A 16,404-nucleotide genomic window follows, 5' to 3' on the forward strand; every position below is an offset into this window, starting at 1 on the left:
CAGTACGTTTAGTATTGGTAAAAGCTGCAAAAGTATTAATAAAACAGACTAAATGTGAATATTACTAAAAAATTGAAAATCCTCAGGCGATAAAATTTGTCTCATCATTTCTGGATTATCTTTTATTTGGTCTTTAATCTGCCAAACCATTGTTTTTATGAGATCATTAGTAACCTCGAGGGTACTTAATGTGTGGGTTACCGACCATGCAATGATACTATCGCCTGAAATAGTTTTAAGGCGTAAAATAATATCATCAATTGTATACAACATGTTTATTTGTTTATATAATAATACTGTAAATATTTATTTTACTTTAAAGCCATAAGAAAATAAGACGCTAAACTAAGTTTAGTTGCAAAAAGAGATATCTGATTATTAAGAATTTAATTTGCACATTCTTAAATAAACAAGTGCAAATTAAGTCATATTATCCATTTTAAGAAAAAATACAACATTTTAAATTATCTCAAATTTACATTCTTAAACTATTCGTCCTTATATGTTCTAATAATTTCAAAAAAAATTTGAAATTATACTTAAACTAACATTTGTTAGTTTAGTTTTGTTTTAAAATATTGCCACTATGAATTTTGAATTTACTGAAGAACAATTAATGATTCAACAAGCTGCAAAAGACTTTGCAAATACAGAATGTTTACCTGGTGTTATAGAACGAGACGAGTTACAGAAGTTTCCTAAGGATCAAATATCCAAACTTGCCGACCTTGGTTTTATGGGTATGATGGTAAAACCTGAATATGGTGGTAGCGGTTTAGATACCGTAAGCTATGTACTAGCTATGGAAGAAATAAGTAAGGTAGATGCAAGTACTAGTGTATGTATGAGCGTAAATAATAGCTTGGTTTGCTATGGTTTAGAGGCTTTTGGTACCGAAGCGCAAAAACAACAATATTTAGTACCGCTTGCACAAGGCAAAAAAGATGGCGAATTATATATCGGTGCTTTTCTATTAAGCGAACCAGAGGCAGGTAGCGATGCCACAAGCCAACAAACTACAGCCGAAGATATGGGTGATTATTACTTACTTAACGGTACAAAAAACTGGATAACCAATGGTTCTTCAGCCTCAGTGTATTTAGTAATGGCGCAAACAGATAGAGCAAAAGGCCCGCATGGCATAAATACTTTGATTGTGGAAAAACATTGGCCAGGCGTAACAGTTGGCGCTAAAGAAAATAAGCTGGGCATTAGAGGTAGCGATACACACACGATTATGTTTAACGACGTAAAAGTACCCAAACAAAATAGAATAGGTGAGGATGGATTTGGATTTAAGTTTGCCATGAAAACCCTTGCTGGCGGCCGCATAGGCATTGCATCGCAGGCACTTGGTATAGCTAGTGGTGCTTATGAATTGGCTTTGAAATATTCAAAACAACGTAAGGCGTTTGGTAAAGAAATAGCACAGCATCAAGCGATACAATTTAAACTTGCAGATATGGCTACACAAATTGAAGCTGCAAGATTATTGTGCTTAAAAGCTGCTTGCGATAAAGACAATGGTCGCAATTACGATTTAAGTAGTTCTATGGCAAAAGTTTTTGCAAGTGAAACAGCAATGGCTGTAACTACCGAAGCGGTGCAAATACATGGTGGCTATGGTTTTGTAAAAGAATATCACGTAGAGCGTATGATGCGTGATGCAAAAATTACCCAAATTTATGAAGGTACAAGTGAGGTTCAACGTATTGTAATTAGTAGAGCTATTCTAAAATAATGAGACAAAAAAGTCGCTTCAGCAATTTTATAAAGTTGAAGCGACTTTTTTTAATACAAGTTTCGCCTTCTAGCTTTGAACAACGATAAACGTTACAATAGCTGCTACAGTAAAGCATATAATTGTAACAATTGCTACTGTTTAAAAACGTACTTTTATTATTGTTAATCTTGTATCGTTATTCTAGGACTAGACAATTGATACAAATAAAAAATCTCTTCAGTTTTTGAAGAGATTTTTTTACGGAACAAATTGTATAATTTGCTGCCAAATGCAATTATGCCTTAAACCTTAAGTAAGACAAAACTGCAATTACAATGTACATCATTGTAATAATCACAAAATTCTTTATTCCTTTGTCAAATGATGACGATGGAATAATGACTTGTTTTTTTCGCATAACCAAAGAGTTTAATTGTGGGGTTAAAAAACAATTATTTTCATTGGTTCTTCATAATGTGAAATGGAATAAATTGTAAACGTGTAATGATGTTAAAAAATTGTATCGTTGTGGTGATTTTGAACAAAATTTATTTTAATAACAGAACAATATGTTTGCTGTAGTAGATATTGAAACAACTGGTGGGCATGCGAATGCAAATAATATTACCGAGATAGCCATTGTATTACATAACGGAAAAGAAATTGAGGGTAAATTCACATCGCTAGTAAACCCATGTATGCCTATACAACGTTATGTGCAAGGGCTTACTGGCATTACCGATGCGATGGTAGCTACAGCACCTAAATTCGAAGAATTAGCTGAGAATATTTACAATTTGCTTAAGGATAGAATATTTGTAGCCCACAACGTAAATTTCGATTACAGTTTTGTTAAACACCAATTGTCTCAATCTGGTTACGATCTTACAACGCATAAGCTTTGTACAATAAGGTTGGCAAGAAAAATTTTTCCAGACTTACCTAAATATGGTCTAGGCACTGTTTGTAGAGAATTAAAAATAGAATTAAATGATAGGCATAGAGCCGCAGGCGATGCTATTGCAACGGCACAATTGTTTAAATTATTAATAGAAAATGATACGAGTGGTGAGTTGAAGAAAATGGTAAAAAAAAACTCCAATCAGTACCTACCGCCCAACTTAAGCAGCCAAAAAGTTGATGATTTACCTACAAATGCAGGTGTATATTACTTCAAGAACAAGCAAGGCAAAGTTGTATATGTTGGTAAGGCGAAAAATATTAAAAAGCGTGTGATTTCACATTTTGCGAATAACAAGCCTTCAAAACAAAAGCAAGCATTTTTAAAAGATATTTACGATGTGTCTTTTCAAGAAATGGATACTGAATTTTTAGCGGCACTTTTTGAAACGATTGAAATTAAACGCATTTGGCCCATTTACAATAAAAGCCAAAAACACTACGAACACCAATATGGTATTTTTATGTTTGAAGATGCCAAAGGATATTTAAGGCTTGGTATTGATAAAAAAAAAAATTTTGCAGCCATTGATGTCTTTTGGTATGATGTTGCAAGCGCATAATACACTTTGGTCATGGTCTAAGCAATATAATATTCACCCTGCTTTATGCTTTTTAGATAAACGCGCAAAAACGCTAGGGGCGCTGCCACAAGTAGATGAACATAATTCGATTGTTTATAACCTTGTTAAAAAAATTGAAGAAGAAAAAGAAACGTTTTTAATACAAGAAGCATCTACTTATATTTTAGTAGAAAATGGCATATTTTATGGTATTGGTAAAGTGGAAAAAAAGAGTGATTTAAAGTCAAAAGAAACATTAAAAGAACAATTAACAAGATATCCTGAAAATGAAATTTTAAAGGGTATGATAAAACAATTTGTATTAAAATACCCTGAAAGGGTCATTTTACTTTAATAATTTTCTTACCATTGTAAAAGTATCCTATTAGCCGAATTAAATAACGATTACATGAAAAAGAATGCCATTATTTTAATACTCATATTATTATCTCAAAATACTTTTGCTCAAAGAGTGAGGGGCAACATTTCTGTTGGCCAGAGCGCTTACTTAGGAGAACTACAGCAGAAAAGCGTTTTTTTAGAGCAATCTTCACCATCAATTATTCTTGGACTCTCTTATGACTTGAATAATTATTTCAGAATTAGAGGTGATGTTGGTATTATGGGCGCAAAAGGTGATGATAAAATGAGTACCAAGGTATATGCTAGACAACGGAATTTAAACTTTAAAACTACTATCTATGAAGCCGCCTTATTAGGCGAGTTTGATTATCTAAATTGGATTTTCAAAAAAGATTTGCCAATAACACCTTACGTAATTTTTGGTCCGGGGATATTTAGGTTCAATCCAACTACCATAGATAGAAATGGTAACAAAGTCTATCTTCATGGCATTGGTACGGAAGGTCAATTACTTGGAAATTCAAATTATAATTATAGAAAATATAATTTAATTCAGTTGAATTTTCAGTTTGGTGGTGGTATTAAAATTAAGGTTTCTGAAAAAATGAACCTTGGTATTGAGCTATCATTACGCAGACTCACTACCGATTATATAGACGATGTTCATGATAGAACTTATGTTGATCCCTCAGAATTTTTAGCTAAAGGACAAGTATTAGCATCTCAACTATCTTTTAGGGGTGATGAATTGGGGTATTCTTTTGCAGATATAAAAAATAATGGCAGAGGTAGCAATAAAAGTGAAGATTTTTACTATACCTGTCAGTTTAGACTAAGTTATCGTCTTGATAATATACGATTAGGTCAGGAAGGTTATTATTTCTTTTCGAATAAAAAAGCCCTGAGAAGCCAACGTAATCCACCAATTCTTTAATCGCTATTTACTTTTTCTTTTTACCGACTTTAGATGATTCTTTCTTCTTGGTAAATGTGTCGTCAAAAAAGCACTGCATACCACGTCTATTACCACAACTACCTTTTTCTTTTAAGGTAATGTCGTTGCCTTCAAAACTAAAGTCAATAACACAAGGGTCACCGCCTTGGTTATATACTGCTGTGGTGGCATCTTTCATTTTAAATTCACCTTTCAATTCACCTACACAAGTACCTTCTTTTTTCTCAAAATGGATAAAGAAAATGTAGGTATTTGGGTATTTACCATCTCTTACAGAGATATAGTTTTTCTTGTCTTGCACATAATCGCCACTAAGCTTATTGGCCTTTGGCAAGGTATCAATCGGGTTGATGATTTCATTGGATTTTTTGGTATCTTCATTGGTATCATTTATTACTACCATAAACATATTGTCAGGGCCATAAATCCAGCCAACTCTAGAAAACAGTAACTGTTTAGTGTCGGTTGTTACTTTTTCTTTACTAATAACGAATGTTGGCTCTCTGTTTATTGATAATGAATGTAAATAGCCATCATTGCTATAATTTTCAAACACAGATTTTGCAGCTAAAAACTTATTTCTCTTATCAAAAACAAACGCTACAACTAGTGTCTTTTTATTTTGAATAATGGTTGCTAATAAATAATTTTCTGTATTCTTTTCAATTCTGCCTATTGGGTGAACTAAGTATTTTTTATCAGTATTCACCAAAATATTAATGGCAGAATCAGGTACAAATTGTTGTAAAACTGTAGCGCCAATAATGGTACTATCGCTAATTTTTGAAAGGTTAGTATCTGCAACAGTGAAGGGTAAATTGAGTATTGGAAAAGCTTTTACAAATTCGTTAGGTTTTACAGGTGCGTCGCCAGATAAATCTACCTTTTTATCCTTACAACCTAATATAGCTACTACAAGTAAAAGCGTTATCCATTGTTTCATACAAGCCAAAAATTTGCGTAAATGTATGATTTTGACACATCCATAGTATTAAGAACTGATTAAGTATTGCTAAATTATGTTTCGATTGGTATTGATAATTATTTTAGATTCGCCTAAAATATTATTTTGTGATTGCTAATTTATCTGTAACAGAAGAAAACTACATAAAAGCCATTTACCACCTGCAACAAACAGATGGCAATGTAACTACTAATGAGGTGGCAGAAATGCTACATACAAAAGCAGCCTCGGTTACAGACATGCTTAAAAAACTAAACACAAAAAATATTGTTAATTACGAGAAATATCAAGGCTTTACGCTAAGTGATGAAGGTAGAAAAATTGCTTTAAGCATCGTTCGTAAGCATCGTTTGTGGGAATATTTTTTAGTAGAAAAATTACAATTTGGCTGGGATGAAGTGCACGAAGTTGCAGAAGAATTAGAACATATTTCAAGCCATAAATTGGTAGAAAAATTAGATGCTTTTTTAGAATATCCCAAGTTTGACCCTCATGGTGACCCAATACCAGATGTAAATGGTAAAATGGTATTTCAACCGCAAATAAACCTTACCGATTTACCATTAAACGAGTTTGCTGAAGTAACTGCCGTGGGTAGTCAATCTACTGAATTACTTGAATTATTAAAGCATAAGAAAATAGCCATTGGCACTAAAATTATTATAAAAAAGAAGTTTTTGTTTGATAATTCAGTAGAAATAAAACTGCAAAATCAAGCTGCTTTTACCATTAGTCAGCAATTGGCGCAAGCCTTATTTGTAAAAAAGATACCAAATGAGTGACACATATTTACAAAATGACAATTCATTAAGTGAGGTACATTCATCTGTAGATACCACCAAAAATCGTAAAGGTTTCAAGCGCATATTGGCTTATTTCGGCCCCGCGTATTTGGTAAGTGTAGGCTATATGGATCCTGGTAATTGGGCTACCGATTTGCAAGGCGGTGCACAATTTGGTTACAAGCTTATTTGGGTGCTGTTAATGAGTAATTTAATGGCTTTATTGCTGCAAAGTTTAAGCGCAAGATTAGGCATTGTAAGGCGTAAAGATTTAGCACAAGCCAATAGAGAAGTGTACCCACCACTGGTGAATTTTTGCCTTTACATTTTAGCTGAATTGGCTATTGCAGCTTGCGACTTAGCCGAGGTTTTAGGAATGGCAATTGGTATCAATTTACTCACAGGCTTACCGCTCATTTGGGGCGTTGCATTTACCGTTTTAGATACCTTTTTATTGCTTTGGTTGCAAAAGCTAGGCATAAGAAAATTGGAAGCTTTCATCATTGCACTGGTAGCTATTATTGGCTTATCTTTTTTAATAGAAATAATTTTTGCAAAACCAAATTTAGCCGATGTTGCTAAAGGTTTTATACCAACAAGTTTAAACAAGCAAGCGTTGTACATCGCAGTTGGTATTATTGGTGCTACAGTAATGCCACATAATCTGTATTTGCATTCAGCTTTGGTGCAAACACGAAAAATTGCTACTGATTCTGAAGGTATAAAAAAGGCTTTAAAATTCAATTTAATTGATAGCACTATTGCCTTAAATGCAGCGTTTTTTGTAAATGCTGCTATATTGGTATTGGCAGCCACAGCATTTTTCGCAACTGGCCATACAGAGGTAGCTAAAATTGAAGATGCGCATAAATTATTACAGCCAATGCTTGGTACTAAGTTGGCACCTTTGTTATTCGCTATTGCTTTAATTGCTGCTGGGCAAAGCAGTACGGTTACAGGCACTATGGCTGGGCAAATAGTGATGGAGGGTTATTTAAGTTTACGCATCAATCCGTTGCTAAGGCGTTTGTTAACCCGCTTAATTGCAATTGCGCCTGCCGCAGTTGTAATACTTTTGTATGGTGATGAAAAAGTAGACGCTTTATTGGTTTTTAGCCAAGTGGTGCTGAGTTTGCAACTAGGTTTTGCCATTATTCCATTGATTCATTTTGTGAGCGATAAGCAAGCGATGGGCGAATTTGCTATTAAAACTTATACCAAAGTTTTGGCTTGGTTAGTAGCGCTAATTCTAGTTTTTTTAAATGTAAAATTGATTGTTGAAGAGATACTAGGCTTTTTTGAGCAAAATGGCAAAATAGGCTGGAAAATAGTGATTGTAATAGCAGTGTTGCTTTTTATTTGGTTGTTTTTAATGATGACATTTTTACCAATAGTACAGCGCAGGCGACACAAGAAAAACATTGCTTTACATAGAGAACCTCTGCCGCTAGAAAACTTATTCATACCACAAACGCAGCACATTGCGATAGCGCTTGATTTTACCAATAATGATGAACGATTAATTGCGCATGCTATTAGCCAAGGAAAACAATATGCAAGCTATACCTTAATGCATATTGTAGAAAGTGTGAGTGCTAGCTATTTAGGCGCAGCAAGCGATGATACAGAAACCCGTAAAGACCGTGAACGTTTACAATCGTATGCTGAACAACTGACCAAACTTGGTTACAATGTAAGGGTAGAGCTAGGTTTTAAAAACCGTGTGTCTGAAATTGTACGTTTGGTAAAAGCTGCTGATGCAGATTTACTAGTAATGGGTGCACACAGGCATAGCGGTATTAAAGATTATTTGTTTGGCGAAACCATTGAATCGGTAAGGCATCAGTTAGAAATTCCTGTATTGATAATTAACGTGTAGAAATGTCTCACAGATTACGCTGATTTGCACAGAAAATATATTTACCACAGCGCAAAAAAGTAACAGTGAAATTCACATCTTATTTGCTTCCTTGCCCTGCGTTTTATTAAAACTGCCGATAATAATCCTTCAATAAAGCTGTAAATGCTTCTGTGTAGTTGTTGTCTTCTTTTATAACTATGCTGTCTACAATTGCTTCTTTTTGGGCGAAGCCAAATTGCAACATACCTCTAAAATATGGATGTTTTGGTGTTTGTTGTACCAATGTTTTTTTGTGTAAATGATAGCCATTTGCTGTAGCTAAATCTTCAAAAAAATCAACCCGATGGTAGGGTAGAAGTATTGCAAAATGACCGCTTGGAGCTAATAATCTGGTAATATTTGCCAATAATACTTCTAAACTTAAAGCCGAACTGTGCAAAGCCAAGTTGCGTTTGGCATCGGGGCTTTTTAAATCGTTGTCAAAAAAAGGAGGATTGGTAATAATAAAATCGTAAGGGCGATTGATATAGTTTTGAATAGGTGTTTCGTACACTTTTAAACTTTGCCACCATAAAACCCCTTTAAAGTTAGCATTTGCTTGTTCTGCTGCTGCTGTATCTATTTCAACAGCGTCAATATATGCAGGAGATTGCTGCGCTAGCATAATGCTAAGTAAGCCTGTACCTGCACCAATATCCAATATTCTTTTTATAAAAAAAAGATGTTCTTGAATATTTGCAGCCGCCCAAGCACCAAACAAACAGCCATCCGTGGTTACTTTCATGGCGCAATGCTGCTGTTGAATAGTAAATTGCTTAAACTTGAAATAATCATTTGCCATTGGCTGTAAAAATAGCAGCTCAATTTATAAGCTTAAACATTTTTGAGAGAAGATTTGAGAATTATTACTTGTATCATTTGCCGAAAAGTGTAGCTGAACGTACAAGTGTGCGACGCAACGATGCTAAATAGTAATACAAAAGCTGGTTACCCAAAGAAATGGTTACAACTTGAGTATGGGCTTAAAATAATAGCGCCGTCCATTAGACAAAGGACGGCTGCTATCTGCCTAAACTATAACCATATATCCATGAAAAAAATTATTTTGTGTACAGGTTGGCAGTATTTCTATAGCCAGAACTTGTATTGCTGTACCAATCTGTGTATTGTGTGCCACCAGATTTTGCCCAATCTAAAAAGTGTAAATATGCTTTTGAGATATCAACACCTTCTATAGGATAAGTGAATGGTACTGTAAAACTTAGCGCCCAAGGGTGATTGTCTTTTGTTAAATAGTAAGTATTGGTTGAAGCATTAGATGCGTCTTGCAAAGTACCTAGCAAGCTTTTATCTGAAAGGTCAGTTGGTAATTGGCCTGGCAAATGCACTTCATAATTTCTACGCTTGTTGCTGATGGCAAAAGGATTGAATGGTGCAGAACCAAGTGATGCTTGAGAAATTGGTGTGTTGAACTGTAAGTAAATGCGTGAGGTATCGCCTTTCATTTTTGCTTTTGCCATATCTGTGTTTAATATTGATGCGTTGCCTGGGTTACTAATTAGGTTTGAGTGGTCATCAAAAGGTACAATTACTGCTTTTGATTGTCCTGCTTCTGTACCGTTGCTGTTAAGTTTTATAAATGAGTTTTTAGCGCTTTGGCCTGTTACAGTTTTTACATCGCTAGGGCTAAAAGGGAACTGAATACCAAAGCCATTATAGTACGTAGCACCTGCTGCAAGTGGTGCATAATCTGCGTAAAATTCCACTACATTATTTTGTGCATTTGCAATAAACTTATAGCGATAGCTTACTACTAAATCATTTAAATCGTAGTCACCAGTTACTGGCCACAAATCTTCAAAAGCGAGTGTGCCCCAAGTATTTTCTGAAGGATAATAAGAGATATAGGCTCTTGCAGGATCATTAGGAAAATCGTCGTAAGCATCTGATACACCATCATTATCAGAGTCAACAGGTGTGATAATTTTTTGAACGTTTTGTGTAGAAATAGCGTCTATAGGATTTGAAGAAGCATAAATACATACATCGTTAAAATCTTGGTCACAGCTAGAAAGTGTTCTGTTAATGTCTTCGAAACCAATGATATATTTACCATTGTTGTTTAGTAATACAGTGTGTCTTTTTAACGTAGCGTCGTTTTCTGGGTTAAAGCTTGAATTGGTATAAAAAGTTGTAGCTGAGGTACTAAAGTTCTCGTAGCTCCTCCATGCGTCAGCAAAAATTGCAAAACCAATAGTTTTTCCGGCATCGAATACACCAAGTGAAACTTTATCACCAGATTTCATTCCACCGCCACTAAAAGCCATACTGGCATTAGGTAATACTGTATAAATGGTATCGATATCTTTAGCACTTGTAGGTGGATTTTTAGTATCGTAAACGTAGTAGCCAATAGTGTTTCTATAACCAGCACCTTCGTAAATAAACGTTACCCAAACCTCAGATTTTTTAGTGATGTTTATGTTAGATGTTGTACCATCGGCTATAAATTCTGGGTGTAATTTGGCAACTGATTTGCCTTCTGGTAATGAGTAACTGATATAGCTAAGCATTTCAGAAGAAATAACATCACCAGTTGCTTCGAGATATAAAGGACGGCCATTTGCATCGGCTTTGCCCATAGATTTATAAATAGCGCCAGAATTACCGTTACCAAATACGGTCATGTTACTTTCTGTTCTTAGCATCGGCGGCTCTTTACTAAAAGTACCAGCCACATTGCCTTTAGCCACTTGTGTACCACCTAGTGTACAAATAAGCGCATTACCAGCTAGAAATACTTTTGCATTGTGTAATAATCCAAGTGATGATGGATCAACAATCATAGTATCTACATAAGCAGGTACAGAAAGCGTTGTATTTACTACGCCTTGTGCATTGGTAATTGCTGTTAAAGCAACTTCGCCAATATTGCCATCTTGATAAAAATAAACCTTTACAGGAATATTACTTAATGGATCATCCGTGTTGGTTAATAAAGAAATATTAACGTTTAATGTTTTGTTGGTGGCGTACTTAAATCCATCCGGTGCAACTTTATTTACTTCAGTTGTAGGTGGATTCACAATGCTTGTATCTTCTTTTTTGCTGCACGCTGTCAGTAAAGACAAAGCAAAAAGAATAGACAGTGTTGAAAGATTTTTCATTGAAATTGGAAAGTGATTTTTCATAATTATAGGTTGATTAAGTATAAACCATTCTTGTGCCAAAGCAAAGAGTGAACACAAGTGATTGATTTTCAATTAAATTAATTTAGGCAGATAGAGAATCTTGTTCCATAATTTGGAATCAGTTCTATTTTTGGAAAATTTTGCTATCAAAATGGATGAATACTAGAACTAGGGCGGCTGTAAATGAAAATACTGCGCTATAAGGCAAAGCAAAATGAGAGGCTTCATGATTATTAGGATATTGGTACTATAAAGTTGGTTCTTTTATGCAAAAGATGGACTGTTATGGGCATAAAAAATGCCATTTACAGTATTGTAAATGGCATTTTAAACGTATTACTACAAAAAATACTTAAGCGCTAGCTTGTAGCTTCTTAATTTCTTCGTTCAATTTTGGTACAATGTCAAAAGCATCACCAACTATACCGTAATCGGCTGCTTTAAAAAATGGTGCTTCTGGGTCTTTATTTATTACCACAATTACTTTACTTCTATTTACACCAGCCAAATGCTGAATAGCGCCAGAAATACCAATAGCAAAGTACAAGTTTGGTGCAATTTGAAAACCAGTTTGCCCAACGTGTTCGTGGTGAGGACGCCAATGTGCATCAGCTACAGGACGGCTACATGCAGTTGCAGCGTGTAAGGTTTTTGCTAAATCTTCTATCATGCCCCAATTTTCTGGGCCTTTTAAACCTCTACCACCACTAACTACAACATCTGCCTCAGTTAATGGAATTTCGCCTACAATTTTATTAACAGCAGCTACACGTACTTTAGATGCATCTACAGCTGCATTTAGTGCTACCACTTCTGCAACACCTTCACCCACAATAGTTGTAAAACTGTTTGGGTTTAATGAAATAACTTTTATAGCTGAAGTAATATTTACGTTGGCAAAAGCCTTACCACTGAATACTGTTTTCTTAACTATAAAATTACCATTGCTAGTATCTGGCAAAGCACAAGCACCTGTAACTACACCAGCTTTTAAACGAGCCGAAACTCTTGCTGCTACTGCTTTACCAGTTTGATTGTGGCTAAACACTAATACCGTAGCACCACTAGCTGTAACTGCCTCAGCAATTACTTTGCTGTACAATTGTACATCTAGGTGATTTAAAGTATCGTTGGCTACTTGGTGCACTTTTGTAACGCCGTATTTACCTAAAGTTGATAAATCATCTGTTACTGTACCAAGTAATAATGCTTCTGCAGTGGTGCCAATTTGTGCTGCTATTTTAGCTCCATAAGTTAAAGCTTCGAAAGAAGACTTTTTAACTTGACCGTCTGCATGATCTACAAATATTAAGACTGACATAAAATTTAGTTTACCCCTAACCCCTAAAGGGGGATTGGGAAAGTTGATATAATTTTAAAAACAAATTTCAGTAACTATTTTAAATACTCCCTTTAGGGCAGGGGCATCTAAATTGCTTTTGCTTCTTCATGTAATAATCTTACTAATTCGGCTACATTGTCGGCAGCAACAAGTTTTACACCAGCTTTTGCAGGTGGTAATTCGTAGCTTACTACACTTGTTAAAGCCTCTATTGCTGCTGGTTCTACCACTTTTAATGGTTTTGTACGAGCTGCCATAATACCACGCATGTTTGGTATACGTTGTTCTGCTACGCCTTTTGCACAGCTTACAACCACTGGCAATTCTGCTTCGTTGGTTTCTTCACCACCTTCAATTTCACGAGTTACGGTTACAGTGTTACCTGCAACATCAAATTTTGTGGCTAATGATATATATGGTGCGTCAACAAGTTCGGCTACAATACCACCAATTGATGAACTATTGTAATCGATGGTTTCTTTGCCTGTGAAAATGAGGTCGTAAGCGCCTTGTTTTGCTACTTCTGCTATTTGCGCTGCAATAAAATAACTGTCAAAATTGTCAGCGTTAATTCTAATGGCTTCGTCACCACCTAGCGCTAATGCTTTGCGAATAATTGGCTCACAATCAGCACCACCAACCGTGATAAGGTGCAAAACAGTAGTAGGATCTTTTTCTTTTAATTCGATAGCTCTTACCAAAGCATACCACTCATCGTACGGATTGATAATCCATTGTACACCTGCGTCTTCAAACTTGGTATTGCCATCTTTGAAGGCTATTTTTGAAGTCGTATCAGGTGTTTTACTAATGCAGACTAAAATTTTCATGTGCAGATTTTTTTATTTTATTTGCCAATTATGATTGCGATGTTGCTATCTTCATATGGCAAAACTAAATGGTTGTTTATGCAACTAATTTACAAATATAGGGTTGTTTTTGTTGTGCAAATGTTTAGGTTTTAAATATTAATTAAGAAATTTTTTATGGACAGAATTGAAAAAATATTGGAGTTTTTAAAGGCCAATCCAAAGGACAATTTTCTAAGACACGCACTAGCACTAGAATACATCAAATTAGGCGATGATTTAAAGGCGAGAATTTTATTTGAAGAAATTTTAACAGAAAGCCCAAATTATGTAGGTTCTTACTACCATTTAGCCAAATTATTAGAAAAATTAGAACAAACTGATAAAGCTATTGAATATTACGAAAAAGGTATGGCTGCAGCAAAAGCTGCTAATGATAACCATGCTTACAGTGAATTACAAGCTGCTTACGAAGATTTGATTTATTAACAACAACCGCTACCAAATAACTGAAAATGGGTAGCTCAAATGCTGCTTGTAATTGTTTGTGTTAGGTTTGTTACCAATCTATAAAGTTGCTTGATTATGAAAAAACTAGCCTGTTTTATGTTATTACTCAATTTGGCTTCTTGCCAATTAAGTGCACAATCAATTAAACTAATAGCCATTTCCAAAACTGGTGGTTTTAGGCATGCAGCCATACCTGCTGCAAAGGCTGCATTAACCCTAATGGCACAACAGCAAAATTGGAATATTACATTCACTGAAGATTCGCTACAGTTTAGTGATTACAAAACTTTGAAACAATATGATGCTATCATTTTTGTAATGACAACAGGTAATATTTTTAGCGAAAAAGAACAAATTGCTGTACAAAAATTTGTAGAAAAAGGTGGTGGATTATTAACCTTACATACAGGCACAGATACAGAATATGACTGGCCATGGTACAATGCAGCTATAGGTGCAAAATTTAAAAATCATCCTCACCAACAGCAGGCCAAGTTTGTAGTTACAGATTCTACCCATCCTGCAAGCAAAATGCTACCTAAAGAATGGATTCGTTTTGATGAGTTGTACAATTTTAGAGAAAGTATTCCTGCTAACTTACATGTGCTGATTGAAATTGACGAAACAAGTTACTCAGGTGGTACAATGGGTAAACATCCCATGGCTTGGTATCAACATGTAAAAAAAGGTCGTGTATTTCAAACTGCTTTAGGTCATACTGATGCTAGTTATCAAGAGCCCTTGTTTTTACAACACCTACAAGGGGCAATAGAGTGGGTGAGCAGGAAATAAACCGCTGATTTAAATTGATTGCAATGATCTACTGTGATTTAAACTGCATTAGACGAATTGATTTTAAAAACATAGAACACAAAACATCAGAACAATAAAACGATTTAGCATATGAAAAGAAAATTAAGAATGGGCATGATAGGCGGTGGACGTAATGCCTTTATTGGTGCGGTTCATCGCATTGCTGCAAATATTGATGGCTTAATAGAATTGACTTGTGGCGCTCTAAGTAGCAATGAAGAAAATTCAAAATTATCTGGCAAAGATTTGTTTTTAGCTGATGATAGAATCTATACAAGCTACGCTGATATGATTACGAAGGAAAGTCAACTGCCAGCAGATGTGCGTATGGATTTTGTATCAATCGTTACTCCCAACCATTTGCATTTTGAACCAGCAATGATGGCTTTAGAACATGGTTTTCATGTGGTAATAGACAAGCCTTTAAGTTTTGATTACGAGCAAGCAATTGCCTTACAAAAGAAAGTAGCAGAAACAGGTTTGTTATTGGCTGTTACGCATACTTACTCAGGCTATCCAATGATTAAGCAAGCCAAACAAATGATTGCAGAAGGCACTTTTGGTAAAATACGCAAAGTGTATGTTGAATATCCACAAGGCTGGTTAAGTAGCTTTGTGGAAAATAGTGGCAGCAAACAAGCAGCTTGGCGCACCGACCCAAAACGTAGTGGTATTGCAGGTTGTATGGGCGACATTGGTACACATGCTGCACACTTAGCAGAATATATTTCAGGCTTAAAAGTCACACATTTATGTGCTGATTTACAAACTTTTGTAGAAGGCCGACATTTAGATGATGATGGTAATGTGCTTTTAAAATTTGATAATGGCGCTACTGGTGTCTTAATTGCTAGTCAAGTAGCTGCTGGTGAAGAGAATGCTATAAGATTGCGTGTTTATGGCGAGAAAGGTGGTATAGATTGGTGTCAAGTTGATAGCAATACTTTACTAGTAAAATGGCTGGATAAACCAACTGAAATTTATAGAACTGGTAGTGGTTACGTAGGCAGTTTTGCAGCACATAATACACGTGTACCAGCTGGTCATCCAGAAGGATATTTAGAGGCTTTCGCCAATATTTATAGGAACTTTTCGCTTACGCTTAATGCAAAACTAAACGGCGAAGCACCAACTAAAGAAATGTTAGACTTTCCTAACATTGCAGAAGGTGTAAGAGGTATGGCATTTATTGATTCTGTGGTTGCTTCATCTAAATCAAATGAAAAATGGACTGAGTTTAAGGGTTAATTTTTTAAAATTATAGTTAATGACAGAAAATGATGCCAAACAAATTTGTGCAATTGTAGCTTTAAAAGCTGTTGGAGTTGGAATTTTAATTGCACAAACAATAGCCACTTTTTTAGCTTACGAAAAAGGATTTTTTAAAAGCTTTTTTTGGTTTCTTAATTTTGATTATAAACTCAATCTGGTAATTGGACTATCTTCATTTGCAATTTTTGGCAACATTTTTGGTCGTTTGGCTGGCTTTGAAATAATTAACGCAAGTTGCTAGTTATAAAATAAGTGAGCATCGAAAAGAGTTTAAAAGTTACCACACTCATCAAACT

16 protein-coding genes are annotated in these 16,404 nt (G+C 35.1%); 10 read left to right on the plus strand and 6 right to left on the minus strand.

What is annotated here, in order from left to right; translation table 11 throughout:
- Positions 1-48: 48 nt before the first annotated feature.
- Entirely contained in the window at positions 49-273 is a 225-nt protein-coding gene (locus ACT9TX_RS13760; protein WP_481339057.1) for a hypothetical protein, read from the minus strand.
- 313 nt (positions 274-586) lie between these two features.
- On the opposite strand from ACT9TX_RS13760, the gene ACT9TX_RS13765 reads away from it, so the two are divergent.
- From ACT9TX_RS13765 to ACT9TX_RS13780, 4 genes are all read left to right on the plus strand, one after another.
- The gene (locus ACT9TX_RS13765) at positions 587-1,741 is read left to right on the plus strand and encodes an acyl-CoA dehydrogenase family protein (protein ID WP_481339059.1); all 1,155 of its coding nucleotides are present in this window, start codon (positions 587-589) and stop codon (positions 1,739-1,741) included.
- 551 nt (positions 1,742-2,292) lie between these two features.
- Positions 2,293-3,246, plus strand: coding sequence for an exonuclease domain-containing protein (locus ACT9TX_RS13770; RefSeq protein ID WP_481339061.1), 954 nt, complete (start codon positions 2,293-2,295; stop codon positions 3,244-3,246).
- Positions 3,215-3,601 (plus strand): hypothetical protein, encoded by a 387-nt coding sequence (locus ACT9TX_RS13775; RefSeq protein ID WP_481339063.1) that lies wholly within the window; start codon positions 3,215-3,217, stop codon positions 3,599-3,601. Before ACT9TX_RS13770 ends, ACT9TX_RS13775 begins: the two co-directional genes overlap by 32 nt.
- 54 nt (positions 3,602-3,655) lie before the next feature.
- Positions 3,656-4,543, plus strand: a complete 888-nt coding sequence (locus tag ACT9TX_RS13780; protein ID WP_481339065.1) for a DUF6089 family protein — start codon at positions 3,656-3,658, stop codon at positions 4,541-4,543.
- 7 nt (positions 4,544-4,550) lie between these two features.
- Here the strand turns inward: ACT9TX_RS13780 and ACT9TX_RS13785 are convergent, their stop codons facing one another.
- A complete protein-coding gene (locus ACT9TX_RS13785) occupies positions 4,551-5,507 on the minus strand; it encodes a hypothetical protein (protein ID WP_481339067.1) in 957 nt (318 codons plus the stop codon).
- Positions 5,508-5,635: 128 nt separating this feature from the next.
- On the opposite strand from ACT9TX_RS13785, the gene ACT9TX_RS13790 reads away from it, so the two are divergent.
- Positions 5,636-6,310, plus strand: coding sequence for a metal-dependent transcriptional regulator (locus ACT9TX_RS13790; protein ID WP_481339069.1), 675 nt, complete (start codon positions 5,636-5,638; stop codon positions 6,308-6,310).
- Complete coding sequence (locus tag ACT9TX_RS13795; protein ID WP_481339071.1) at positions 6,303-8,189, plus strand: Nramp family divalent metal transporter; 1,887 nt, start codon at positions 6,303-6,305, stop codon at positions 8,187-8,189. The genes ACT9TX_RS13790 and ACT9TX_RS13795 overlap by 8 nt, the downstream gene beginning before the upstream one ends.
- Before the next feature lie 106 nt (positions 8,190-8,295).
- On the opposite strand, the gene ACT9TX_RS13800 is transcribed toward ACT9TX_RS13795, so the two are convergent.
- From ACT9TX_RS13800 to ACT9TX_RS13815, 4 genes are all read right to left on the minus strand, one after another.
- Entirely contained in the window at positions 8,296-9,012 is a 717-nt protein-coding gene (locus tag ACT9TX_RS13800) for a tRNA1(Val) (adenine(37)-N6)-methyltransferase (RefSeq protein WP_481339073.1), read from the minus strand.
- Positions 9,013-9,271: 259 nt separating this feature from the next.
- Positions 9,272-11,338, minus strand: coding sequence for an LruC domain-containing protein (locus ACT9TX_RS13805; RefSeq protein WP_481339075.1), 2,067 nt, complete (start codon positions 11,336-11,338; stop codon positions 9,272-9,274).
- Between the two features lie 376 nt (positions 11,339-11,714).
- Positions 11,715-12,683 carry an electron transfer flavoprotein subunit alpha/FixB family protein gene (locus tag ACT9TX_RS13810; protein ID WP_481339077.1) on the minus strand — a complete coding sequence of 323 codons (969 nt, stop codon included), beginning with the start codon at positions 12,681-12,683 and terminating at the stop codon, positions 11,715-11,717.
- Between the two features lie 107 nt (positions 12,684-12,790).
- Positions 12,791-13,534 (minus strand): electron transfer flavoprotein subunit beta/FixA family protein, encoded by a 744-nt coding sequence (locus ACT9TX_RS13815; RefSeq protein ID WP_481339079.1) that lies wholly within the window; start codon positions 13,532-13,534, stop codon positions 12,791-12,793.
- 156 nt (positions 13,535-13,690) lie between these two features.
- Between ACT9TX_RS13815 and ACT9TX_RS13820 the strand changes: the two genes are divergently transcribed.
- The 4 genes from ACT9TX_RS13820 to ACT9TX_RS13835 all read left to right on the plus strand — a co-directional run bounded on the left by ACT9TX_RS13820 (position 13,691) and on the right by ACT9TX_RS13835 (position 16,349).
- Entirely contained in the window at positions 13,691-14,002 is a 312-nt protein-coding gene (locus ACT9TX_RS13820) for a tetratricopeptide repeat protein (RefSeq protein WP_481339081.1), read from the plus strand.
- A gap of 96 nt (positions 14,003-14,098) precedes the next feature.
- The gene (locus ACT9TX_RS13825) at positions 14,099-14,815 is read left to right on the plus strand and encodes a ThuA domain-containing protein (protein WP_481339083.1); all 717 of its coding nucleotides are present in this window, start codon (positions 14,099-14,101) and stop codon (positions 14,813-14,815) included.
- Between the two features lie 111 nt (positions 14,816-14,926).
- Positions 14,927-16,084: a Gfo/Idh/MocA family protein gene (locus tag ACT9TX_RS13830; RefSeq protein ID WP_481339085.1), complete on the plus strand. Its 1,158-nt coding sequence runs from the start codon at positions 14,927-14,929 to the stop codon at positions 16,082-16,084.
- Positions 16,085-16,103: 19 nt separating this feature from the next.
- Positions 16,104-16,349, plus strand: coding sequence for a hypothetical protein (locus ACT9TX_RS13835; protein ID WP_481339087.1), 246 nt, complete (start codon positions 16,104-16,106; stop codon positions 16,347-16,349).
- The last annotated feature ends 55 nt before the right edge of the window (positions 16,350-16,404 follow it).

The organism is Parasediminibacterium sp. HNIBRBA5674 (assembly GCF_056745525.1).

What these genes read in the sequence shown, in the direction of transcription:
- ACT9TX_RS13760 (WP_481339057.1), bottom strand. Translation starts at nt 273, where the DNA reads ATGTTGTATACAATTGATGATATTATTTTACGCCTTAAAACTATTTCA.
- ACT9TX_RS13765 (WP_481339059.1), top strand. Translation starts at nt 587, where the DNA reads ATGAATTTTGAATTTACTGAAGAACAATTAATGATTCAACAAGCTGCA.
- ACT9TX_RS13770 (WP_481339061.1), top strand. Translation starts at nt 2,293, where the DNA reads ATGTTTGCTGTAGTAGATATTGAAACAACTGGTGGGCATGCGAATGCA.
- ACT9TX_RS13775 (WP_481339063.1), top strand. Translation starts at nt 3,215, where the DNA reads ATGTCTTTTGGTATGATGTTGCAAGCGCATAATACACTTTGGTCATGG.
- ACT9TX_RS13780 (WP_481339065.1), top strand. Translation starts at nt 3,656, where the DNA reads ATGAAAAAGAATGCCATTATTTTAATACTCATATTATTATCTCAAAAT.
- ACT9TX_RS13785 (WP_481339067.1), bottom strand. Translation starts at nt 5,507, where the DNA reads ATGAAACAATGGATAACGCTTTTACTTGTAGTAGCTATATTAGGTTGT.
- ACT9TX_RS13795 (WP_481339071.1), top strand. Translation starts at nt 6,303, where the DNA reads ATGAGTGACACATATTTACAAAATGACAATTCATTAAGTGAGGTACAT.
- ACT9TX_RS13800 (WP_481339073.1), bottom strand. Translation starts at nt 9,012, where the DNA reads ATGGCAAATGATTATTTCAAGTTTAAGCAATTTACTATTCAACAGCAG.
- ACT9TX_RS13805 (WP_481339075.1), bottom strand. Translation starts at nt 11,338, where the DNA reads ATGAAAAATCTTTCAACACTGTCTATTCTTTTTGCTTTGTCTTTACTG.
- ACT9TX_RS13810 (WP_481339077.1), bottom strand. Translation starts at nt 12,683, where the DNA reads ATGTCAGTCTTAATATTTGTAGATCATGCAGACGGTCAAGTTAAAAAG.
- ACT9TX_RS13815 (WP_481339079.1), bottom strand. Translation starts at nt 13,534, where the DNA reads ATGAAAATTTTAGTCTGCATTAGTAAAACACCTGATACGACTTCAAAA.
- ACT9TX_RS13820 (WP_481339081.1), top strand. Translation starts at nt 13,691, where the DNA reads ATGGACAGAATTGAAAAAATATTGGAGTTTTTAAAGGCCAATCCAAAG.
- ACT9TX_RS13825 (WP_481339083.1), top strand. Translation starts at nt 14,099, where the DNA reads ATGAAAAAACTAGCCTGTTTTATGTTATTACTCAATTTGGCTTCTTGC.
- ACT9TX_RS13830 (WP_481339085.1), top strand. Translation starts at nt 14,927, where the DNA reads ATGAAAAGAAAATTAAGAATGGGCATGATAGGCGGTGGACGTAATGCC.
- ACT9TX_RS13835 (WP_481339087.1), top strand. Translation starts at nt 16,104, where the DNA reads ATGACAGAAAATGATGCCAAACAAATTTGTGCAATTGTAGCTTTAAAA.